The organism is Pseudomonas sp. BN505 (assembly GCF_029873175.1).
Lineage (GTDB): Bacteria > Pseudomonadota > Gammaproteobacteria > Pseudomonadales > Pseudomonadaceae > Aquipseudomonas > Aquipseudomonas putida.
This window is the reverse complement of record NZ_SSOI01000053.1, coordinates 58,403-79,871: the sequence shown is the minus strand read 5'-3', so window position 1 is coordinate 79,871 and position 21,469 is coordinate 58,403. Positions and strand designations below refer to the sequence as shown.

The 21,469-nt window shown below is 63.0% G+C and carries 21 protein-coding genes; 10 read left to right on the top strand and 11 right to left on the bottom strand.

Features of this window, described 5'->3' with window-relative positions; translation table 11 throughout:
• The first annotated feature begins 186 nt into the window (after nucleotides 1–186).
• The 10 genes from pnuC (at nucleotide 187) to E8E78_RS18075 (ending at nucleotide 10,165) form a co-directional block, all read left to right on the top strand.
• Nucleotides 187–753 (top strand): nicotinamide riboside transporter PnuC, encoded by a 567-nt coding sequence (gene pnuC, locus E8E78_RS18120; protein ID WP_049273413.1) that lies wholly within the window; start codon nucleotides 187–189, stop codon nucleotides 751–753.
• Nucleotides 750–1,319: an AAA family ATPase gene (locus E8E78_RS18115; RefSeq protein ID WP_049273412.1), complete on the top strand. Its 570-nt coding sequence runs from the start codon at nucleotides 750–752 to the stop codon at nucleotides 1,317–1,319. Before pnuC ends, E8E78_RS18115 begins: the two co-directional genes overlap by 4 nt.
• A gap of 297 nt (nucleotides 1,320–1,616) precedes the next feature.
• A complete protein-coding gene (locus E8E78_RS18110) occupies nucleotides 1,617–2,057 on the top strand; it encodes a hypothetical protein (RefSeq protein WP_049273411.1) in 441 nt (146 codons plus the stop codon).
• 1 nt (nucleotide 2,058) lies between these two features.
• The gene (locus E8E78_RS18105; protein ID WP_049273410.1) at nucleotides 2,059–2,637 is read left to right on the top strand and encodes an autotransporter adhesin; all 579 of its coding nucleotides are present in this window, start codon (nucleotides 2,059–2,061) and stop codon (nucleotides 2,635–2,637) included.
• Between the two features lie 50 nt (nucleotides 2,638–2,687).
• A complete protein-coding gene (locus E8E78_RS18100) occupies nucleotides 2,688–4,139 on the top strand; it encodes a hypothetical protein (RefSeq protein ID WP_049273408.1) in 1,452 nt (483 codons plus the stop codon).
• A gap of 61 nt (nucleotides 4,140–4,200) precedes the next feature.
• Nucleotides 4,201–4,881 (top strand): C39 family peptidase, encoded by a 681-nt coding sequence (locus E8E78_RS18095; protein WP_049273407.1) that lies wholly within the window; start codon nucleotides 4,201–4,203, stop codon nucleotides 4,879–4,881.
• Between the two features lie 45 nt (nucleotides 4,882–4,926).
• The gene (locus E8E78_RS18090) at nucleotides 4,927–5,679 is read left to right on the top strand and encodes a hypothetical protein (protein ID WP_016500030.1); all 753 of its coding nucleotides are present in this window, start codon (nucleotides 4,927–4,929) and stop codon (nucleotides 5,677–5,679) included.
• Between the two features lie 46 nt (nucleotides 5,680–5,725).
• A complete protein-coding gene (locus E8E78_RS18085; protein WP_049273405.1) occupies nucleotides 5,726–7,003 on the top strand; it encodes a hypothetical protein in 1,278 nt (425 codons plus the stop codon).
• A 136-nt stretch (nucleotides 7,004–7,139) separates the two neighbouring features.
• The gene (locus tag E8E78_RS18080) at nucleotides 7,140–9,341 is read left to right on the top strand and encodes an LTA synthase family protein (RefSeq protein WP_049273404.1); all 2,202 of its coding nucleotides are present in this window, start codon (nucleotides 7,140–7,142) and stop codon (nucleotides 9,339–9,341) included.
• Between the two features lie 95 nt (nucleotides 9,342–9,436).
• Nucleotides 9,437–10,165 carry a thioredoxin family protein gene (locus E8E78_RS18075; protein WP_049273403.1) on the top strand — a complete coding sequence of 243 codons (729 nt, stop codon included), beginning with the start codon at nucleotides 9,437–9,439 and terminating at the stop codon, nucleotides 10,163–10,165.
• 160 nt (nucleotides 10,166–10,325) lie between these two features.
• On the opposite strand, the gene ureG is transcribed toward E8E78_RS18075, so the two are convergent.
• The 11 genes from ureG to E8E78_RS18020 form a co-directional block, all read right to left on the bottom strand.
• On the bottom strand, nucleotides 10,326–10,949 hold the full coding sequence (gene ureG / locus E8E78_RS18070; protein WP_049277655.1) for an urease accessory protein UreG: 624 nt from the start codon (nucleotides 10,947–10,949) through the stop codon (nucleotides 10,326–10,328).
• An 11-nt stretch (nucleotides 10,950–10,960) separates the two neighbouring features.
• Entirely contained in the window at nucleotides 10,961–11,635 is a 675-nt protein-coding gene (locus E8E78_RS18065; RefSeq protein WP_049277664.1) for an urease accessory protein UreF, read from the bottom strand.
• Nucleotides 11,635–12,180 carry a HupE/UreJ family protein gene (locus E8E78_RS18060; RefSeq protein WP_049277665.1) on the bottom strand — a complete coding sequence of 182 codons (546 nt, stop codon included), beginning with the start codon at nucleotides 12,178–12,180 and terminating at the stop codon, nucleotides 11,635–11,637. Before E8E78_RS18060 ends, E8E78_RS18065 begins: the two co-directional genes overlap by 1 nt.
• A gap of 18 nt (nucleotides 12,181–12,198) precedes the next feature.
• Nucleotides 12,199–12,696 carry an urease accessory protein UreE gene (gene ureE / locus E8E78_RS18055; protein WP_016500036.1) on the bottom strand — a complete coding sequence of 166 codons (498 nt, stop codon included), beginning with the start codon at nucleotides 12,694–12,696 and terminating at the stop codon, nucleotides 12,199–12,201.
• 10 nt (nucleotides 12,697–12,706) lie between these two features.
• Nucleotides 12,707–14,410, bottom strand: coding sequence for an urease subunit alpha (gene ureC / locus E8E78_RS18050; RefSeq protein WP_280313892.1), 1,704 nt, complete (start codon nucleotides 14,408–14,410; stop codon nucleotides 12,707–12,709).
• A complete protein-coding gene (locus tag E8E78_RS18045) occupies nucleotides 14,407–14,724 on the bottom strand; it encodes an urease subunit beta (RefSeq protein ID WP_016500038.1) in 318 nt (105 codons plus the stop codon). The genes ureC and E8E78_RS18045 overlap by 4 nt, the downstream gene beginning before the upstream one ends.
• Before the next feature lie 19 nt (nucleotides 14,725–14,743).
• Nucleotides 14,744–15,046, bottom strand: a complete 303-nt coding sequence (locus E8E78_RS18040) for an urease subunit gamma (protein ID WP_016486440.1) — start codon at nucleotides 15,044–15,046, stop codon at nucleotides 14,744–14,746.
• Between the two features lie 9 nt (nucleotides 15,047–15,055).
• A complete protein-coding gene (locus E8E78_RS18035) occupies nucleotides 15,056–15,889 on the bottom strand; it encodes an urease accessory protein UreD (protein WP_049277668.1) in 834 nt (277 codons plus the stop codon).
• A 373-nt stretch (nucleotides 15,890–16,262) separates the two neighbouring features.
• Entirely contained in the window at nucleotides 16,263–17,177 is a 915-nt protein-coding gene (locus tag E8E78_RS18030; protein WP_049273223.1) for a tyrosine-type recombinase/integrase, read from the bottom strand.
• A gap of 306 nt (nucleotides 17,178–17,483) precedes the next feature.
• A complete protein-coding gene (locus E8E78_RS18025; protein ID WP_059395507.1) occupies nucleotides 17,484–19,745 on the bottom strand; it encodes an ATP-dependent DNA helicase in 2,262 nt (753 codons plus the stop codon).
• Entirely contained in the window at nucleotides 19,742–21,391 is a 1,650-nt protein-coding gene (locus tag E8E78_RS18020) for a VRR-NUC domain-containing protein (protein ID WP_049273225.1), read from the bottom strand. Before E8E78_RS18020 ends, E8E78_RS18025 begins: the two co-directional genes overlap by 4 nt.
• Nucleotides 21,392–21,469: the final 78 nt, after the last annotated feature.

The following is a 21,469-nucleotide window of genomic DNA, read 5'->3' as shown; positions in this document are numbered from 1 at the left end:
CGCCGCGAAAGGGCCGCAGCGCGGCCCCAGCAATCTATGTTTTGATGCCGAAATCCCGGGGCCGCTTTGCGGCCCTTTCCGACCGGTCCGGCGCCCCGGCAAGGCCGCTTCCACACTGTGCGCTACAACTTGGCCCAATGACCCGCTACAATCTCGCCCCCTCCCCTAAGCCGCCAAGGATCGCCGATGACCGGCCTTGAACTCATCGCCGCCGTCCTCGGCGTTACCGCTGTCTGGCTAACGGTCAAGCAGAACGCCTGGTGCTGGCCGATCGGCCTGGTCATGGTGCTGATCTATGGCTGGCTGTTCTACGAGGTAAAGCTGTATTCGGGCATGTTGCTGCAACTGGCCTACGCCATCCTGCAACTGTACGGCTGGTGGCAATGGAAGCGCCCCGGTCATGAGGAAGACGCCCGCCAGGTTTCCCGCCTGCAACGCCCGGCACTGCTCAGCGGCCTGGTCGCCGGGCTGCTGCTGAGCGCGGCGCTGGGCGCGGCCATGGCCAACTGGACCGATGCCGCCCTGCCCTGGCTGGACGCCACCCTCACCGGCTTCAGCCTGGTAGCGCAACTGTGGATGGCCCAGAAGCGCCTGCAATGCTGGCCGCTGTGGGTAGTGGTAGACATCGTCTATGTAGGCCAGTACCTGCACCAGCAGCTGTATTTCACCGCAGGCTTCTTCGCCGTGCTTACCCTGATTGCCGTGCGCGGCTGGCTGGAATGGCGCCGTGACCCGGCTTTGGTGCAGCCATGAGCGCAGACCAGGCCATGAAGATACTGGTGCTGTGCGGCCCGGAATCCAGCGGCAAGAGCTGGCTCAGTGGCGTCATCCAGGCGCATTTCGGCGGCGTGGTGGTGGCCGAGTATGTGCGCCACTTCATCGACCAGGAGTGCCGCGATACCTGCTACGCCGATATCCCCACCATCGCCCGCGGCCAGCTGGCCTGGGAGGACCGGGCCCGCGAGCAGGCTCCACCGCTGCTGATCCTCGACACTCACCTGCTCAGCAATATGCTCTGGAGCCACGCCTTGTTCGATGCCTGCCCGCCTTGGCTGGAACAGGCATTGCTTGCACGGCGTTACGACCTGCACCTGCTACTCAGCCCACAAGGTGTGGACTGGGTTGCCGATGGCCAGCGCAGCCAGCCCGACCTCAACGACCGCCAGCGCTTTTTCGACGACAGCCTGGCTTGGCTGAGGCGGCACCATCAGGCGTACCAGATACTTGAGGGCAATTGGCCACAGCGCCAATGGCTGGCTCTGCAGGCGGTTGCTATGCTGCTTGATATCGATGCGCCAGCATGCCCCACCGAGTGTTAAGCCACTGAGACATACCGGTGGGGCAGAGCCCCCGAAAATGCGGGGTTTGGCCCGGCATCGGGGTCAGTGTCAAGCCAGTGATACACCCCTGCAAAAACCCTTCCAGTCAAAGCCACTGCTGGGTTAGCCAGCACCACTCGCGGCGACCTGTATCAGCAGCGAGACAGAATACGCCGCAGATTGTCATTCCTCTGCCTTAACCCATTGATCTGCAAACGATTGTCAAAAGCGGCACACCTTCTGCTCTGTTGTTCGCATCGCTGAACAGGGCCAGCGCTCAAAGAAGGAGTTGCCGTCGTGAGGAAAAGTGACAAACACCTCTATCACCTCGTACTGGTGGGTTGTGTATTGGGGTCACTGAGCCTGACGGCCCAGGCGGACAACGGGATCATCATCATCAAGCGCGACGTTCAGGTGCGCAACGCGACCATCCCCCCCCTCATCCCTGACCCGAGCCCGACCACAGTCAACGCCAACCCTTCTGCCTACGTGCTCAAACAGACCAACGAATTGAGCGATGGCGACTTCGCAAGCATCAGCAGTGGCGCCGGCATCAGCAACATGATCACCCAGCAGACCAACAACCTGGGCGGCAACCTCGGCAATCAGAACCAACTACCCAACCTGTCGGGTGGTCGGGGCACAGGGGGATCGGGCAACGGGATCTCGAACATGGTCAACTCGAGTGTCCAGCGCGGGCTCGCGCCGTTGCAGATCCTGACTGGCGGGGGCAAGTGAGATGAAGCACATGCTGCTGATTCTGGCCACCCTTTGCAGTGCGCCAGCCCTCGCCGACTCGCTTGTTCCCGTCATCAATAACGCCAACATCGACAGCTCCGGCAGCCGCTACCAGGGCAACCTCTCTGTCAACCAGGCGGCTGGCGACAAACAGCAACAGGTCAATGCGCGCGCCATCGCCGTGGGGCCTGAAGCGAACGCCAGCACGCAGATCCGGCAACGGCTGAACACGCCGACCGACCCCGCGATGGATGCCCGCTCGACCATTCAGGGCAACGCCTTCAGCAACGGCAGTGGCGCACTGGGCGTCAACCAGAGCGCCGGGGCCAACACCCAGCAAGCCAACGCCCTGAGCATCACCCTCAGTGCTCAACCGCAAAGTATCGACGACAGCGTCCTCATGCAACAGAACGTGGCGCTGATCAACAACTCCGGAGCAACTGACATTCCAGCCGGCTATCGCCAGGTCACCACCAGTGACCAGGCCTTCACCGGTAGCCGTGGGGTGATCCAGTTGAACCAGAGTGCCGGGGTGGGAAACCGCATGGCCAACACCTTGAGCATCCGGGTCGCGGATTGACCCAATCAGTTAAGAACAACACTTAACCTAATAAAGTACGGAGAATCACCATGAAACCCTCGATGGCAATCAAGCCTCTGGTTTTCGCAATTGCTGCGGTCATGGCTGTTGCTGTACAAGCTGGGCAAAACGATCGGCGTAATGACCACCATAACGGCCACCATAACAATGGTCAGCATACGCCTCCACCCACCAAAATCCCTGTGTATGCAACGGCCAATGCTATAGACACCCAAAGCAGCACCCGTAACACCATCACCAACCAAGGCACCATCAACGAAGCCGAAATGAGCGACTCGGGCCAAGGTTCCAGCGGTAACGTTGGTGTCAACGTGGCGGCCGGTAACGGCAACCAGCAGGACAACGCCGCTGCCATTGCCAACGCTGGCGCCGATTCGAGCCTGGATAACAGCTTCGTGTTCGGTATGGCCGACGCGACTGCAGACGTTCAGCAAACCAGCAGGAACAACCGAGTCGACAACTGGTCGACCCAGTCGTCGGCAGTGATGAGCGGCTCGGCCAGTGGGGCTGAAGGCAATATCGGCATCAACGTGGCCGGTGGCGACCTAAACCAACAGAAAAACACCATGGCAATCGCCAACTCCAATGCACCATTGGGTAATGCCACTGCCACCGCCTCTGCCAACCAGGATGGTCCTGGCCTGACCGTGAACAATGGTGCTGACCGCACCTATCGCGTCGACACGATCACCATTACCACCTCGGCAAGTGGTTCGGCCTCGCGTGATGGCACGTTCAACTCGACTGACGACCGCAGCTCGTCGTCGAGCTTCAGCGTGGCCGGCTCGCAAAGCGCCAGCAACAGTGGTTCGAGCGGCTGGAACTCCAGCGGTTCGAGCAGCTCGAACGCCAGCGGCTCCAACAGTTCCAGTGCAAGTGGCTCCAACAGCTGGGGCCTGAGCGGCTCAGCCAGCGGCAGCAACAGCTCGTCGAGCAGTGCCAACCTGAACGCTTCGCTGGATGCAGCCGCCAACGCTACGCGTACGCTCACCACCGATGATGGCCGTCGCGAGCGCACCCGCTCCAGCACCTTCGACGGTTCGCTGAGTGCATCGCTGGATGTATCGGTCGACAAGTCGCACGAAAGTGCATACGACTCGTCGTTCGAAAAAGCATTCGACTCCAACTACGACAAGTCGCGTGAATCGTCGTACGACAAGTCCAAAGAGTCTTCGTACACCAAGTCTCACGACTCTTCGTACGAGAATGCTTCGGCGTCTGAGTTCTCGAAGTCTGGCGAGAAATCAAAACAATCCTCGAACGACGTTTCGAAGAGCTACAGCGAAAGCAGCGCTTACGACTTGAGCAATACCGTGTCCTTCCAAGTGCTGACCCCGACCGGCTGGGCCAACCCTGTTACCAATACTGCAACCCTTAGCGGTTCGGTAAACGGTGGCAGCGGCAACCTGGGCGTGAACGTGGCAGCCGGTGTGGGCAACCAGCAGAGCAACTCGCTGGCCATCTCCAACACCTCGTTCTAAACGCTGCGCTTGAGGCCCCCTTCGGGGGGCCTTTCTTCAACACACCGTAAGGCGTCCGATCATGCGTATTTTCGCCTTGGCGTTTTTGCTGTGCCTGGCCAGCGTGAGCGAAGCTGCACAAATGCCGCTGTCCGTCCTGCCGGGCGGCGCCGTGGTGTTCAAACCCATCCAGAGCGTGCGCGAACGCAAGTTTGCCGACCTGGTGCAACAAAAAACCGACTTCAGCTGCGGCGCCGCCGCACTGGCCACCATCCTGCGCCAGGCTTACTGGCTGGATGTGGACGAACATCAAATCATCGAAGGCATGCTGGCCCACGCCGACCAGGACCTGGTGCGCACGCAGGGCTTCTCGATGCTCGACATGAAACGCTACGTCGAAAGCTTAGGCATGCGTGCCCGCGGTTACCGGGTAGCGCCCGACACCCTTCACAGCGTGCGTATCCCGGTCGTGGTGCTGATGGATGTGCGTGGCTACAAGCACTTTGTAGTCATGCAGAAAGTCGACAAAGGCTGGGTGTACGTCGGTGACCCAGTACTGGGCCATAGACGCTACAAAGTCGAAGACTTCCTCAAAGGCTGGAACGGCATCATCTTCGCCGTGATCGGCCAGGGTTACGACAAGAACAACATCCTGCTCGACCCGCCCCTTCCGCTGACCGCCAAGGGCCGGGTGGACACCTTCACCCCCGTGAAGGACAACGAGCTGCTGGACTTCGGCTTTATCAAAAGCGACTTCTTCTAACGACTGTTCTAATGACAAGGAGCATGATGCTCCAGGGAGCATTTCATGAAGACTTCTTTGTGGCTGGCCATGGCCTGCCTGGCTGCCAGCCTGCCAAGCCACGCCGAGGCGTTGAAACCCATTGAACTGAAGGACCAGGAGCTGGCGAACCTGCGTGGCCGCTACGTGATGCCGGGACGCATCGTCAGCTTCGGCATCGTCATGAGCAGCACCTGGCAAAACGCCAAGGGCGACGTGATCGGGGCAACGTCCACGCTGCAGGTTCAGCAGTCGACCATCAAGCCCCAGTTCTATGTATCGATGATTGATGAAAAAGGTACAGGTACGGCGCCGGGCAGTGCGCCTTCTGCCGGGACTGGCGTGGTCACGGGCGGCAATGGCCTTGCCACTACCGAGGGTGTGACCCAGGTGGTACGTGCGGCCGGTGACAACAACGCGGCCTACAACAACGTCGATATCAACGTCACCAAGGCCAACCAGGCCCCCGCCGTGCAACAGCAGGGCCAGGTGCTGGCCGCCGGCCAGACCCTGGTCGGGGAAAACGGCGCAGGCGCGCTCAGTGTGTCTTCCAGCGGTGTAGGTGTACAGCTCAACATCAATGCCAGCAACAACCAGGGCAGCAGCGTGCAACGCCTGGCCCAGGGGGGCCTGATGCAGAACTCGACATTGCTCGGCAACGGCAACCGGGTCAGCAACATGACATCCTTGAATGTCGTCATGCGCGAGAACGTGCCGACAGCGGCTTCGCTCAACGGCAGCCTCGACCAGCTCAAAGGTCTTCGCACCTTCGGATACTGATCTACGCTCAGTCTCATCAAAAGTAGTTGGAAGGGACGGCAACTCCATGTACCGATCTTTTACGCTCAGAGCTTTTGTGTGTTTGACTACCTTGGCACCCACAGCACTCTACGCAGCCGCCGACCCACAGGTCGAAGCGCTAAAACAGGAACTGATCGAACTCAAACGCCGTTACGAGGCCCAGCAACAGGCGCTGATGGTACTTGAACAGCGCGTGCGCCAGGTCGAGGAGGCCCCCGCAGCAGCGCCGCCCAAACGCCTGGTCAAGTCCCCCGCCGAGGGCGTCAAAGGTGCGCAGACCGTCGCCTCAGGCGCGCCAGGCACCACAGGCAGCTCGTACGGCCAGGCGCTGACGGCCGATTCCCAGCCGGCGCAAAGCGTTTCCAACCTGTATGACGAGGCCAGCGGATTCTTTGGCGGTGGCAAGTTCAGCTTCGAAACGGGTGTCACCTACACCCATTACGATACCCGTGCGCTGACGCTCAATGGCTTCCTGGCACTGGATTCGATCTTCCTCGGCAGTATCAACCTTGACCGGATCAAGGCCGACAACTGGACCCTGGACATGACCGCGCGCTACAACCTGGCGCAGCGCTGGCAGTTCGACATCAACGTGCCCGTGGTGTATCGCGAATCGACCTACTCTTCCGGCGGTGCGGGAGGCGCCGGGGCGACCACCTCCGATGCAACCGTCACCCGCGACCCGGAAATCGGCGATATCAACGTGGGCGTGGCCTACAAGTTCCTCGACGAGGACGAGACCTGGCCTGACGCGGTTGCCACCCTGCGGGTCAAGGCGCCGACCGGCAAGGACCCATATGGCATCAAGCTGCGCGAAGTAGACGGCAACAACAACCTGGCAGTGCCGGACAGCCTGCCGACCGGCAACGGCGTGTGGTCGATCACGCCGGGCATCTCGCTGGTCAAGACCTTCGACCCGGCCGTGCTGTTCGGCAGCCTGTCGTACACCTACAACATGCAGGACTCGTTCAGCGATATCAGCCCACAGGTCAACAGCAAGGTGCCGGGTGACGTGAAGCTTGGCGACTCCTGGCAGATTGGCGGCGGTATTGCCTTTGCCCTGAACGAAAAGATGAGCATGTCGTTCTCGGTGTCTGACCAGTTCGCCCGCAAGAGCAAGATCAAACCCGATGGCGGCGACTGGCAATCGATCTCCAACAGTGATTACAACGCGGCCAACTTCAACGTGGGCTTGACCTTCGCCGCCACCAACAACCTGACCATCGTGCCCAACCTGTCCATTGGTCTGACCGATGATGCGCCAGACTTTTCCTTCAGCCTGAAATTCCCCTACTACTTCTGACACTTGCCCTCGGCCGAGCCCGCTAGCGCGGGCCCGGCTTTTGGTTACCAGCCTTGTAGCAAACCGCTTTCCCTTCCCCGGCCTGTTATCATCAAGCACAGATGCATGACGATTTAATGGCAAAAGGGAAGTTTTTGTGAAGAACCTGTCAGACCACCCACGTACCCGGCTTGCCGCGTTGGCAACCCTGGTACTGGTGATCCCGCTGGGTACGCGCGCCATGCTGGGCTGGTCCAACCCGCTCGGATACCTGTCCGACCTCGCTCTTGGCAGCCTGCTGATAGTGCTGCTGAACCGTCGGCCATGGTGGCTGGCCCTGCCCGTGCTGCTGGCCTGGGCAGCCCTGTGGGTGGCTTCAGCCGAGTTGGTAAGCGCCGTGGGCCGGTTACCCACCAGCGCCGACCTGACCTACCTGGTCGACCCGCAGTTCATGGAGAATTCAACCGGTGGCGGGCTGGCCCACGCCTGGCTGCCCTTGACCATGGGTGCCGGCCTGCTGGCGTGGCTAGGCACCGCCTGGCGCAGCCGCAGCCAGCGCAGCATACCGCTGCCACGTACGGCCTGGGCCATTCCGGTAGCGCTGTTTGGTGCCCATTGGGGTAGCCAGCAGCTGGCACCTACCGACGCCGACCAGTGGCGCCAATACAACCTCACCCACCAACTGATGTCAGCCGGGGTCGGCAGCCTGGAGCGCACGCTCGAAGGCTGGATGGGCCGTACGCAAACGTTCACACCGCTGGCCAGCAGCGGCCTGACCCAATCCGACCTGCACGGGCAGCGGCTGCTGGCCGGGCCAGGCAGCGCTCGCAACCTGCTGGTCATCACCGTGGAGGGCATCCCTGGTGCCTACCTGCGGCCCAACCGCCAGGCCCTGCACAGCCGCTTTGACGAAGATCTGATGCCCAAGGTCAGTCAATGGGCCGAGCGGGGCATGAATACCCCGGATTATGTGCTGCATACCCACCAGACCATCCGCGGCCTGTACGCGATGCTGTGCGGTGATTACGACAAGCTGGCCAATGGCACGCCAAAGGGCGTGGAGCTGCTGACGCAGAACGAACGCAACCAGGCCTGCCTGCCAGCGCAACTGCGCCAGGCCGGCTTCACCACCCACTACCTGCAAGGTGCCGGCCTGCGCTTCATGGCCAAGGACCGCATCATGCCGCATATCGGCTTCGACTCGGTGCATGGCCTGGAGTGGTTCCGCAACAAGAACTACCTGGACTTCCCCTGGGGCAAGGATGACCGCGCCTTCTTCGAAGGTGCCCTGGACTACGTCGGCCAGCTACAGAAACAAGACAAACCGTGGATGCTGACCCTGCTCACCGTGGGTACCCACCAGCCGTACTCCGCGCCAGCCGAATATCTGGAGCGCTATGACACGCCAAAACAGGCAGCGGTCGCCTACCTGGATGACGCGCTCGGGGCCTTCCTCGACAACCTCGAACGCCAGGGCGTACTCAAGGACACTCTGGTGGTGGTGACCTCAGACGAGTCCCATGGTATCGACGGCGTGCGTCTGGCCTCGTCCTGGGGCTTCAACCTCACCCTGGCGCCGGAGCAGGCGCAGCTGCCGGGTATCAAACGCGGCACCTATGGCCATATCGACCTGGCCACCTCCGTGCTCGACTACTTTGCGCTACCCATTCCCATGGCGCTTGGCGGCCGCTCGCTGTACCGCGACTACGACACCGGCCGCGAGATGATTTCCTACACCAACGGCATGCTGCGTTACCACAACGGCCAGGGCGTGTTCACAGAGTGTGACTTCCAGCAACGCTGCCGACGGTACGCCAGCGAAGGCTTCATTGCCGATCAGGCCCGCTACCTGGGCCCGGGCGACAGCCTGCTCGGCCAGCAGATCGGGGCCCTGGCCGGGGTGCTCGACCAGTCACTGCTGCAAACCCCGCTCAACCTGCGCTACCAGTTCGGCGGCCCTTCGCCGATCAAGTTGCGCAAGCGTATTAACGATGACTGGGCTGACAACCTGATCGGCGCCCAGTACCTGGAAATGCCGCAAGGCTCGCATACCCGGGTGCGGGTCAAGGTTCGCTCGCTGGACCCCAAGCGTGTCGCCTACATCCAGCTCAAGGCCAAGCAACTGGAGCAGGATGTACCGTTGGGCCTGCCTGCTGAAGTGAAGGTCACCGCCGACGAGCCGCTGGAAATGGAGTTCAGCTTTGACAACCCGACCGAGCGCAAAGCGTTTTCCTTCCACTTGCTGGGCTACGGCGGCGGCAAGGTGGAGGTCAGTGACTTCAGCGTGATCACCGCGCTGCCCGGCGAGGAAGACCCAGCGGATGAACTGACCGAGGGGCATATCGCCCATTCGGGCTGAGCGCCTGACCGCTCATCAGCCGGCCACCGGTGCCTGTCGATTCGACCTGAGCGTGCTCGACTAGTGTGTGAATCCCCCAGCGTGGAGACAGCACCATGAGCACAAGCGAAAGCAGGCACCCGGTGGTTTCACGGAGCCAGTGGCTGGCGGCCCGCCAGCAACTGTGGCTGCACGAAAAAGCCTTTACCCACCACCGCGACGCACTGGCCGCAGCCCGCCGCGCCCTGCCCTGGGTCAAGGTCGAGCACGACTATCAGTTTCAGGGGCCGGAGGGCGGGCTGAGCCTGGCCGACCTGTTTGCGGGGCGCAGCCAGTTGTTGCTTTACCACTTCATGTTCGTCGAGGGCTGGAGCGAAGGCTGCCCCGGCTGCTCGTTCCTGGCCGACCATTTTGACGGTGCCAACCTGCACCTGGCTCACCACGACGTGTCGCTGGTGGCGGTATCGCGGGCACCTTACGCCGAGTTCCAGGCGTTCCGCCGGCGCATGGGCTGGCAGTTCCCTTGGTACTCGTCACACGGCAGCGGGTTCAACGAAGACTTTGGCGTCAGTGTCGGCAGCGCGGGTGAGCGGCATTACAACTATGAGCCGTATGAGGGCAGTGAAAGCGAATTGCCCGGTTTGAGCGCGTTCTACCGCGAAGCGGATGGCAGCGTGTACCACACCTACTCGACCTATGCCCGCGGGCTGGACATTCTGGTCAATACCTACAACTTCCTCGACATTGCGCCACTGGGGCGCAACGAAAGCGGAACCATGGACTGGGTGCGGCACCATGATCGCTATGAAGGGCAGCCAGACAAGCCACCCTGCTGCCACAGATGATCGAGGCAAGGCACGGTCGTTGTAGGAGCGGCCTTGTGCCGCGAAAGGGCCGCAAAGCGGCCCCGGCAATCTGTGTTGAATTTGCGATCTTGGGGCTGCTCTGCAGCCCTTTCGCGGCGCAAGGCCGCTCCTACACAGACCGCGCATGGCTGTCAGCTCTTTAGCAGCGCACACCCAGCATCCCGCGCTCGACGATGAAATCAATCACCGCCTGCAACCCCTCACCCTTCTTCAGGTTGCTGAAGGTCCACGGCCGCTGCGGGCGCATGCGCTGGGTGTCGCGCTCCATCACTTCCAACGAAGCCCCTACATAAGGGGCCAGGTCGGTCTTGTTGATGACCAGGAAGTCCGACTTGGTAATGCCTGGGCCGCCCTTGCGCGGGATCTTCTCGCCTTCGGCCACGTCGATCACGTAGATGGTCAGGTCGGCAAGCTCCGGGCTGAACGTGGCGCTGAGGTTGTCACCGCCGCTTTCGACGAAGATCACCTCCAGGTTGCCAAACTTGCGCGCCAGCGCCTCGACGGCCGCCAGGTTCATCGAGGCGTCTTCGCGGATCGCCGTATGCGGGCAGCCGCCGGTTTCCACGCCCACAATGCGCTCGGGCTCCAGGGCGCCGGCCTCGGTGAGGATGCGCTGGTCTTCCTTGGTGTAGATGTCGTTGGTCACCACGGCGATCTGATAGTGGTCGCGCATGGCCTTGCACAGCGCTTCCAGCAGTGCAGTCTTGCCAGAGCCGACCGGGCCGCCGACACCGACGCGCAGGGGTTGTTGATAGCTTTGCATGAAGGCAGTCCTCAGGAACGGAACAAACGGGTGTATTGGGTTTCGTGACGTGATGACGCAATGGCCAGCAATGGCAGGCCGCCACCGATCTGGTCGTCGCCCAGGGCCAATGCCTGGTCGAGGGCCGCGGGCAAGCCGGTGCTCAGGTCGCGCAGCAAGGTCTGGGCAGCCTGCTGGCCGAAAGGCACCAGCTTGACCCCGGCCATGACCGCGCCCTCCAACCAGGCAAAGGCATAGCCAAGGGCCAGCTGGCGCAGCGGAATTGCCCAGTGCACTGCCAACCAGGCCATACCGCCCAGCTGAGTCAGTTCAAGGCTGGCGCGCCAGGCCGGGGCCTGGCCCAGTTGCCAGCCATCAAGCAGCCGCGCAAACGCCGCGCCACGTTGTTGCTCTTCAAGGCGCAGCTCGGTGGTCTCTCGGTTGGTCAACAGGAAGCGGCTCCAGTGGGCGAACGTCTCGGCATTTTCGACCTGACAAGCGTGGTACAGGCGCGCCAGCAGCGGCCAGTCGAGGCAGGCCAGGGTGTCGTCGACCTGCTCGCGCTGCCAGGCAGCGAAACCGTCCACGCCTTTTACCCAGCCCGCCTCCACCGCCCACTCCAGGCCCTGCGAGTAGGTGAAGCCCCCCACCGGCAGGCCGGGGCTGGCCAGCTGCAGCAGGCGCAGCAATGCCATGTCGCTGTCCATCAACCGGCCAGCACCAGCGCGGCGCCGGCCAGCAAGCCACCGCCAAAGGCCTTCTGCAGGCCACTGTGACGGCGCAACAGGCAACCGACCGCAAAGCCCGCCGCCAACAGCAGGCCGCTGACCGCGACAAAGCCGGCGCTGAATTGCCAAAACGCACTTGGCGTGGCTTCTACGCCATGGGCCCAGCCATGGAACAGGGCGAACACCGGCATGGCCATGGCCAGCAGCAACTGACGGCTCGGCAGCAATACCGCCCCGCCAGCCACCAGCAGCGACAGGGCGATCAAGGTTTCCATGCCCAGCACGTCGCCAAACAGGTGGCCACACACTGCCCCGCCAAACATCGCTGCCAGGGTTGCCAGGGGCAGTGTCAGGCTGCGCCCGGTCAATGCCGCGAGTACCCCGGTGCCCAGCAGCATCAGCAGGTGGTCAAGGCCGGTCAGCGGGTGCAGCAGGCCGTCCTGCAGCGGGTTGCTGTCATGGCCAGGGTGGGCGAAGGCTGGCAGGGCCAGCATCAGCAGAAACACGGCGAACGTCTTTTTCATAGGTTGCTCCGAGGCAGTTCAGGAATGGGCAGGCAGTCGCACGAACGGGTGATCGTGGCCGTGGGCGTGGCTGTGGCCGTGCGGTGCGCTCTGGTACGCCCCCGCTTCAGGCTCGAATGGTGCCTGTTCCGCTTCTACCGTCAGGCCCAGGCCACGCAGCATGTCGTCCAGCACATGGTCATGCTGGAAGCGCAACAGGCCAGGCTCGATCTGCAGCGGCACGTGGCGGTTACCCAGGTGATAGGCCGCGCGGGCCAGCAGGTGCGGGTCGGCGCAGCGCACCGTCGACACAGCCTCGGGCGCCGCCAGTACGCGAATCAGCTGGCTGCCTTCGGCATCGGCAAGCAGTTCACCGCCACGCAACAGGTGGCCGCGCTCGAGCATAAGCCCGGCTTCGCGCCCATCGTCCAGGGTTACCCGCAGGCGGCTCTTGATGCGGCTGTCCACGTCCAGGGTGACGGTGCCGCTTACAGCAAGCGTGCCGGTTTCGGTGATACGGCGGTTCAAGACAATCATGGGTGCTCCTTCAAAACAGGAAGTAACGCTGGGCCAGCGGCAGTTCGCTGGCAGGCTCGCATACCAGCAATTCGCCATCGGCGCGCACCTGGTAGGTCTGCGCATCAACCTCGATCAGCGGTTGCAGGGTGTTGTGGACCATGTCCGGCTTGCGCACCCGGCGGCAGCCGTTGACTACGCCAATCAAGCTGCGCAGGTTCAGCTCTTCGGCCAGGCCACGGTCCATTGCCGCCTGGGGCAGGAAGGTCATGCGCGTGGCATGTCGCGCGGCACCGAGGGCGCCGAACATCGGCCGGTAGTGCACCGGCTGCGGCGTGGGGATGGAGCCGTTGATGTCGCCCATGGGTGCGGTGACGATCATGCCGCCTTTGATCACAAGGGCCGGCTTGACCGCGAAGAACGCCGGCGACCACAGCACCAGGTCGGCCAGCTTGCCTGCCTCTAACGAGCCCACTTCGTGGCCGATGCCGTGGGTTAGCGCCGGGTTGATGGTGTACTTGGCGATGTAGCGCTTGACCCGGAAGTTATCGCTGTAGGCCGTGTCTGGCGCCAAAGGCCCACGGCGCAGCTTCATCTGGTGGGCAACCTGCCAGGTGCGCAGCACCACTTCGCCAACCCGGCCCATCGCCTGGGAATCAGACGAGGTCATGGCAAAGGCGCCCATGTCGTGAAGTATGTCCTCGGCAGCAATGGTTTCGCGGCGGATGCGCGATTCGGCAAAGGCCACGTCCTCGGCGATGCTCGGGTCCAGGTGGTGGCAGACCATGAGCATGTCCAGGTGCTCGTCCACGGTGTTTACCGTGTACGGCAGGGTCGGGTTGGTCGAGGATGGCAGCACGTTGGCCTGCCCCGCAGCGCGGATGATGTCCGGCGCGTGACCACCACCGGCACCTTCGGTGTGGAAGGTATGGATGGTGCGGTCGCCGATGGCCGCCAGGGTGTCTTCGATACAACCGGACTCGTTGAGGGTGTCGGTATGGATCGCTACCTGAATGTCCATTTCCTCGGCCACGCCCAGGCAGCAGTCGATAGCCGCCGGGGTCGAGCCCCAGTCCTCGTGCAGCTTCAGGCCCACCGCACCGGCCGCTATCTGCTCACGCAGCGCGTCTGGCCGCGAGGCATTGCCCTTGCCCAGCAGACCGATGTTGATCGGCAGGCTGTCGGCGGCCTGCAGCATGCGCGCCAGGTACCAGGGGCCGGACGTGCAGGTGGTGGCATTGGTGCCGGTGGCAGGCCCGGTGCCGCCGCCGATAAAGGTAGTGACTCCGCTGTTCAGGGCCTCATCCACCTGCTGCGGGCAGATGAAGTGGATATGCGAGTCGACACCGCCGGCGGTGACGATCTTGCCCTCGGCCGCGATCACTTCGGTGCCGGGGCCCACCGGTACGTTGACGCCAGGCTGCACATCCGGATTGCCGGCCTTGCCGATGACTGCGATTCGCCCGTGCTTGATGCCGATATCGGCCTTGACGATACCCCAGTGGTCGATGATCAGGGCGTTGGTCAGCACCAGGTCCATGGCCTGGGCGGCCAGCATCTGGCCCTGCCCCATGCCGTCGCGGATGACCTTGCCACCGCCAAACTTCACCTCTTCGCCGTAGATGGTGTAGTCCTTCTCCACCTCTACCCACAACGCTGTGTCGGCCAGCCGCACACGGTCGCCCACGGTGGGCCCGAACATGTCGGCATAGGCCTGGCGGGAAATGCGGCTCATACCCTGCCCTCCAGCGGGCCCATCACCTTGCCCTGGAAGCCATAGACTTCACGCTTGCCGGCGTAGGCAACCAGGTGCACGGTGCGTGCCTGGCCCGGCTCGAAACGCACGGCGGTGCCGGCCGGGATATCCAGGCGAAAACCCAGAGTTGGCGCACGGTCGAACACCAGCGCGTCGTTGACTTCGTAGAAGTGGTAGTGCGAGCCGACCTGCACCGGCCTGTCGCCGTGGTTGGCCACACTGACACTGACCGTCTCGCGGCCACTGTTCAGCTCGATATCGCCAGCGGCGACCTGGATTTCACCTGGGATCATGCGGGGCTCCTGGGCTGTTTCAGACGATGGGGTCATGCACGGTCACAAGCTTGGTGCCATCCGGGAAGGTCGCTTCGACCTGCACGTCGTGGAGCATCTCGGCGATGCCGGGCATCACCTGCTCGCGGGTCAGCACTTCGCGCCCCTGGCTCATCAGTTCGGCAACGGTGCGGCCATCGCGGGCGCCTTCCAGTACGGCAGCACTGATCAGCGCCACGGCCTCCGGGTAATTGAGCTTAAGGCCACGGGCCAGGCGCCGTTCCGCCAGCAATGCGGCAGTGAACAGCAGCAGTTTGTCTTTCTCTCTTGGGGTCAGCTCCATGGCGCTCTCTCAGGTAGCCCAGATACGCGGTGGGCAGGCTGGCAGGCCGAGGACGGCCGGGCGCAGCACATGCCACAGGCGTTGCAGGGTGCGTTGCAGGTGTTGGTTGTCATGGTCAAGCACACGGATAACCAGCAACGACCCCAGCAGGGTCGCGCCGGCCGGGTTGGCCAGTTCGTCGAGCAGTGGACGTACCTGCTCCAGCACCGCCTGGTCGGCCGGTGCCGCACAAAACGTCGCAAGCAGCGGGTGGCCGCCAAGCTTGTCCAGGCGCCCGCCTTCGATACGCAGGCGTTCATGCAGGCCGACTTCGTCGGGTAATTGGATGTGCAAACGACTGTCCAGAGCGCCCTGCTCGAAACGCTCGTTCATCACAGGGCGCCCCAGGCACAGGGTTTCCCAGGCCAGCAAGCGCGCCCCGGGTTCGAGGGTGAAACGGCTGTGCAGGCTGGCGCGGGCGCCGGAAAAGAAGATGCTGTCTTGCGGCAGCCATTCCAGGGTGCTGCCGGCGGCCAGCTGAAAACGTTGGGTCAGCCGCGCGGTGGGGCCGATGCTGCGGTAGAACTTGCTGGCACCGGGCATGGTCAGCAGCGCATGGCTGCCGGGTTCCAGATGGATATCCAGGTCAAGGCGGTCGCCGGCGACGATGCCACCCGGCGGGTGCAGTACATAGACATGGCACGGTGCACCTTCCGGGTAGAAAGGCCGCTGCACCAAAAGAGGTCCGAAATGCCTACGCGCACCAAGGCGGGTCACATCCTCGCGCCTGACAAAGCGCAACTGCAGGTGGGCGCTCCAGCCTGCATCGTCTTGTTGTTGTTCGATCTGCTCCGCGAGCGACATCCTGCGGCCCCTGAAATCCGTGGCCTGCTGGCCGTTTAGAGGGTCCGGCGCGGGCAGCAGCTAGCACGCGCGGCCTGACCACTCGATCAAATTCGCAGGCTGGATATAGCAGGTTGCGGGCCAACTCCGCAGGTGAAGGCAAATGAAACTTTCGCCAGGGCCGCTCTGGCATCGGGCATACGAGGGGATGGCGCACAAAGCGGGGGCGGAGGTTGGCCCTGTTTCGGTGCCGGCATAAGTGCAAAAGGGGCCGCTTTGCAGCCCTTCGCGGGCACGCCCCCCACAGGTTGATCTGCGCCTGGAGGCCCGTGTTATACCTGTGGGAGCGGGCGTGCCCGCGAAGGGCCGCGTTGCGGCCCCAAAACATCAAACCTCAGTAATCGAAACGGTCGACCGCACGCCTACGTTCGTTGTCGTCACGCCGGTCATAGATGGCTGTGGTCTGGATGTTGACATGGTGCGCCAGCTTCTGGGCAATCGACAGGTCATGCTCTTCGATCACCCGGGTGATGAACGCCCGGCGGAAGTCGTGCGGCATGATTTTCACCCCCACTTGCGCACCGCGCTGGCGGGCAATGTAGTAAATCGCATGCTTGGTGATACGCGCCCGGGTAATGTGGCTACCGCGGCGGATACGGTTGAACAGGAACAAGTCGTCTTCTGCCCCGGCTGGCAGGTCCTGGCGGCGCAAATCCAGCCACGCCTGCAGCTTTTCGAACGCCCATGGCGGGGCGTACTTGATCAGTTGGTGGTTGCCCTTGCCCACCACCTGGAGGCTGCGCGCCTCGAAATCGACTTGGGCCAGATCGATGTCCACCGACTCCGACTTGCGCATGCCGGTGCCGTACAGCAAGGCGATGATCGCCGCGTCGCGTACCCCCTGCGGCCGCGGGTCGGATGCGCACACATCCATCAGTTCGCGAATCAGGCTGCGGCGCAGGTTGCGCCCTGGCGGCAGGCGGCTGCCAGTGGCCGGTTTGACCTCGCGAATGCGCAACAGCTGCTCATGGTCGATCAGGCCCTGGCGCCAGGCCTCGTTCATCACCCCGCGAATGGCGTTGACGTACAGCGACGAGCTGTTGGGCGCGTAACCGTCGGCACGCAGGGCCGACACCAAGGCGATCACGTGGCCGGGCTCTAGCCGATGCCAGGGCACGTCGACGACATTGCAGTCGACAAAGCCCAGCCGGTCGGCGGCGTCCTGAAGGATGTAGCGCATGGTTTGCTGGCTGGATGGGGCCAGACGGGCCATGTACTGCAGCAGCGCATTTTTCGAGAGATCGGACAAAAGGTGAATCCTGTAGCGAAGCGGTCGCCGGCAGCGAACCGGCAAACGCTCAAGCGAGTCAAAACGAGCTGCGAACAAGTCCCAATGACCGGCAAGCGCGCATGCCATCAGGACCCTGAACGGTGCCATCACCTTGATATTCAAGAGCTTTGCAACTGGCACGGTTCGTAATCTTACCCCAATTGAAGCCTACCGAACGAACCGAGGATCGCCCATGGCAAGTGCAACCCATCGTTCCTGCTGTAGCCCAGACAGACGGCATGCCCGGCTGACGCGTTCATTTGTGGCAGCGCGAGACAGGGATTGCTAGAGGATGGCTGCCGGCCACCATGTCGGAAACATCTGCTGCACGCGGGGTTCGGCAAAGCGTTCGTCTATCAATACCAGCACGCCTCGATCCTGGTCACCACGGATAACCCGGCCCGCCGCCTGGATCACCTTGCGCACTCCAGGGTACAGGTAGGCGTAATCGAAGCCCGCCCCAAACTGCTGCCCCAGCCGCTGTTTGAACTGTTCGTTGACCGGGTTGACCTGCGGCAAACCCAAGGTGGCGACAAACGCGCCGATCAACCGGGTACCTGGTAAATCCACGCCTTCGCCGAACGCACCGCCCAGTACGGCGAAGCCCACGCCTTTGCCATCGGCGACAAAGCGCTCAAGAAACCCTTGGCGGGCCGCCTCGTCCATTCCCGGTTCCTGGGCCCACAGCGGAATCTGCCCATGCCGCTCGGCCAGCAGACCGGCCACTTGCTGCAGGTATTCGAAGCTGCTGAAGAACGCCAGGTAGTTGCCCGGCATGCGCTCGTACTGTTGGGCAATCAGCTCGACGATCGGCGCCAGGGAGGCGTGGCGCTGCTGGTAACGGGTGGACACCTGGCTGGCAATCCGTACCTCCAGCTGCTCTGCGCGAAACGGCGTAGCCACTTCCAGCCACGCGGTATCGGCCGGCATGCCCAGCAAGTCGCTGTAGAAATGCCGCGGGCTCAACGTGGCGGAAAACAGTGTCACGCTGCGGGCCGCCTGCATGCGCGGGGCCAACAGGCGTGCCGGGGTGACATTGCGCAGGCACAGAGTAGCCAGCCGACGCTTGCGCGGGCCCTGACGCTGGCTGATGTCGAACAGAAAGTGCTCATCGAACAGCTCGGCAACCCGGCTGAACTGCAAGGCCTGGAAGAAGAACTGCAACACCTGCGGGTCCATTTGCGCAGGCGTCTGGTTGATCTGCTCCTGAATCAGCCCGATGCATTGCTGAAGGGCGCGCAGCAGGCCGTCTGGCAGCGACTCGCTGGCTTGATAAGGCGCGCGCTGTTCTTTATAGAGGGCGTTCCACTGCCGGTTAAGGCGGTCCAGCGCACTGACCAGCCCAGGCGGTTTGCTCTGACGCAGGGCCAGCAGCTGCCCTTGGTCAAGGGTGGCGCTGTACATGCTGCGCCCACGCTCGACAAGATTATGCGCTTCGTCCACCAGTACTGCCACGCGCCACTGGTTGAGCTGAGTGAGGCCGAACAGCAAGGCATGCGCATCGAAGTAGTAGTTGTAGTCAGCGACCAGCACGTCGACCCAGCGCGCCATCTCCTGCCCCAGGTAATACGGACAAACCTGATGCGCCAAGGCCACTTCGCGCAGGTTGGCACGGTCAAGCAAAGGCAGTGCTGCCGCAGCCTCACGCGCTGCCGGCAAACGGTCGTAGAAGCCTGCGGCCAGTGGGCAGGATTCACCATGACAGGCCTTGTCGGGGTACTCACAGGCCTTGTCGCGGGCGATCAACTCCAGGGTGCGCAAGGCAGGTTGTGGCGTGGCATCGGTGATCTGGCTCATGGCATCGAGGGCCAGCGCCCGGCCCGGGGTCTTGGCAGTGAGAAAGAACAGCTTGTCCAGCTGCTGCGGCACCATGGCTTTGAGCAGCGGGAACAAGGTACCAAGGGTCTTGCCAATGCCGGTGCTGGCCTGGGCCATCAGGCAACGCCCGGTACTTACCGCCTTGTACAAGGTTTCGGCCAGCTGCCGTTGGCCCTGGCGGAACTGTGGATAGGGGAAGCTCAGCCCCTGAAGGCCTTGGTCACGCTCGGCCAGACGCCGTTGCTGGAATTGGGCCCAACCCAGAAAGCGCTGGCACTGGGTTTCGAAGAAAGCCCGCAATTCAGCAGCCGTGTAGTGCTCACTGAACAGCGTCTGGTCATCGCTGTCCACGTCCAGGTACACCAGCGCCACCTCGATGGCTGGCACTTGCCGTGCCTGGCACATCAACCAGCCATAGACCTTGGCCTGGGCCCAGTGCAACTGGCGGTGATTGGCCGGCTGACGCGCCAGATCGCCACGGTGCGTCTTGATCTCTTCCAGGCGATTGCTGCCAGGGTCATAACCATCGGCGCGGCCTCGCACCCTGAGGGTTTCGAACTGGCCTTCAAGGGTGATTTCCGACTCGTAGCCCGCAGCACGCCGTGCCACTACCCGCTGATGCCCTTCGATGCCCTCCTGGGCGGTGGGCGACGGCGTAAAGCGCAGGTCCAGGTCGCCGACCTTGGCGCTGAACTCGCACAAGGCACGCACCGCCACGCTGTAGCTCAAGGCGTTTCGCTCCAGCGCACATGGCACACCGCAACGGGCAGGCCGTGTTGCCTGCAGAACTCAAGCCAGCGCAGCTGGTTGTCCTGCAAGCGGTCACCGGGCCCCTTGACCTCGACCATGCGGTAACGGCCCTGCTCGGGCCAGAACTGGATCAGGTCGGGCATGCCAGCGCGGTTGCTGCGAATGTCCTGCAACAAGCGCAGGAAGCACTGTTTCAGCTGGGCAGCCGGCAAGCAAGCCAAGGCCTGTTCCAGCAGTTCCTCGCTGAGCATGGACCAGAACACGAACGGCGACTGCAGGCCCTGTTTGCCCTTGTAGCACTCGAGAATCGCCTGACGATGGCTGCCATCGTCCAGCCGCCCCAGGCAAAGATCGAATAGCGCACTGCGCCGCTGCTGGAAGTCACTGTCGTGCAGGTCCTGTGGCGCGGCCTGGAACGGGTTGAAGAATGCGCCAGGCACAGGGGCGAAGATGGCCTCCCAGCACAACAGGCCAAACAGGCTGTTGAACAGCGTGTTCTCCACGTAATGCGCCTGGCCGCCCTCTTGCGCCAGGTGTTGACGCACAGCTTCCTCCACACCCAACGCAGCGTACTCGCGGGGCAGCTCGAGCTCGATCAGCTCCAGCGGTGTGGCACGCTGGCGCCGCTGTGGCGGGCCGCCGAGCTTGCGCGCCAGGCGTGGCAGCATCCGTTCCAGTGCCTGCACTTCCAGCGCGTTAGCCGGTGCCGCCGCGAGCTGTAGTGCCAGCGCATGGGCCTGGGGCCACTGCTCAGTGCGCTCAAGCACCCGCACCTGGCGAATGCGTGCCTGGGCATGGCTGCACTGGCCGTACACTGCCATGGCCTGGCCCCACTCCCCCAGGCGCTCGCATTGCTGGCCCAGGGCGAACTGCAGGCGCGCATGGCGGCGGGCCAGCCACGGGTTGTCACTGTGCAGGCCCTGCAGGGTACCCAGAATCGACACGGGTTCGTCGCCCTGCTCCAGCCGCTCGGCGCACTGGTGCAAGGCCATGGCCAGGTCGACTTCGGCACGTTGCTGCAGGGCTCGCGAGCCCGTGCTGAATGGCACCTGCTCGTAACGCAACACACCGAGGTCGGCGAGGACGAACTCTGACCAGTCCTGGTACAGGTTGCCGAAGAACAACAGGCGCATGCGGTCGCACAAAGGTTGCAGGCACCACTGGAGGATGCGCACCTCGCTGTCGGGAAACCATTCGGCCAGTGACCGGGCCACCAGCCCCAGCGGTTGCAGCTGTGCCAACAGCTCATGCTTGGCGGCACGCGGGCGGCTCAGTTGCAGGGCGAAGCAGCGGGCCAGTTCGTCTTTGCGCAGCAAGGCGAACAGCTGTTCCAGGCTCAGTTGCTCGGGTTCCCGCACCCAGCCGAGCTTCTGCAAAGGGTGCAGCGCCAGCGCCGTATCGCCGATTTCGGCGTAGTCGAGCCGGTCGCTGCGAAACAGCTCGCCTTTGCGCATGACCATGCGCACCATCAAGGCCTGGGTTGGCGCTTGCAGTTGATTGAAGGCACGGATGAAGGCCAGTTCCTGGTCATCGAGCAGGTCCTGGTAGCGCTGTTCGACCCACAGCACTACCTGGCGGAAGTTATGCAGGTAGTAGAACGGGTCGTCGACGGAATGGGCGATCACTGGCGGAGGTCAGGTTGCGGTAACAGGCACTGTTTATACATACAGATAACCATGCCTGACAAGAGCCGTGGATCGCGT

Coding starts and splice junctions, on each gene's coding strand:
- E8E78_RS18085 (WP_049273405.1), top strand. CDS start 5,726: ATGTACCGATCTTTTACGCTCAGAGCTTTTGTGTGTTTGACTACCTTG.
- E8E78_RS18060 (WP_049277665.1), bottom strand. CDS start 12,180: ATGAAAAAGACGTTCGCCGTGTTTCTGCTGATGCTGGCCCTGCCAGCC.
- E8E78_RS18090 (WP_016500030.1), top strand. CDS start 4,927: ATGAAGACTTCTTTGTGGCTGGCCATGGCCTGCCTGGCTGCCAGCCTG.
- E8E78_RS18100 (WP_049273408.1), top strand. CDS start 2,688: ATGAAACCCTCGATGGCAATCAAGCCTCTGGTTTTCGCAATTGCTGCG.
- E8E78_RS18105 (WP_049273410.1), top strand. CDS start 2,059: ATGAAGCACATGCTGCTGATTCTGGCCACCCTTTGCAGTGCGCCAGCC.
- E8E78_RS18040 (WP_016486440.1), bottom strand. CDS start 15,046: ATGGAGCTGACCCCAAGAGAGAAAGACAAACTGCTGCTGTTCACTGCC.
- ureC (WP_280313892.1), bottom strand. CDS start 14,410: ATGAGCCGCATTTCCCGCCAGGCCTATGCCGACATGTTCGGGCCCACC.
- E8E78_RS18075 (WP_049273403.1), top strand. CDS start 9,437: ATGAGCACAAGCGAAAGCAGGCACCCGGTGGTTTCACGGAGCCAGTGG.
- pnuC (WP_049273413.1), top strand. CDS start 187: ATGACCGGCCTTGAACTCATCGCCGCCGTCCTCGGCGTTACCGCTGTC.
- ureG (WP_049277655.1), bottom strand. CDS start 10,949: ATGCAAAGCTATCAACAACCCCTGCGCGTCGGTGTCGGCGGCCCGGTC.
- E8E78_RS18035 (WP_049277668.1), bottom strand. CDS start 15,889: ATGTCGCTCGCGGAGCAGATCGAACAACAACAAGACGATGCAGGCTGG.
- ureE (WP_016500036.1), bottom strand. CDS start 12,696: ATGATTGTCTTGAACCGCCGTATCACCGAAACCGGCACGCTTGCTGTA.
- E8E78_RS18095 (WP_049273407.1), top strand. CDS start 4,201: ATGCGTATTTTCGCCTTGGCGTTTTTGCTGTGCCTGGCCAGCGTGAGC.
- E8E78_RS18045 (WP_016500038.1), bottom strand. CDS start 14,724: ATGATCCCAGGTGAAATCCAGGTCGCCGCTGGCGATATCGAGCTGAAC.
- E8E78_RS18065 (WP_049277664.1), bottom strand. CDS start 11,635: ATGGACAGCGACATGGCATTGCTGCGCCTGCTGCAGCTGGCCAGCCCC.
- E8E78_RS18115 (WP_049273412.1), top strand. CDS start 750: ATGAGCGCAGACCAGGCCATGAAGATACTGGTGCTGTGCGGCCCGGAA.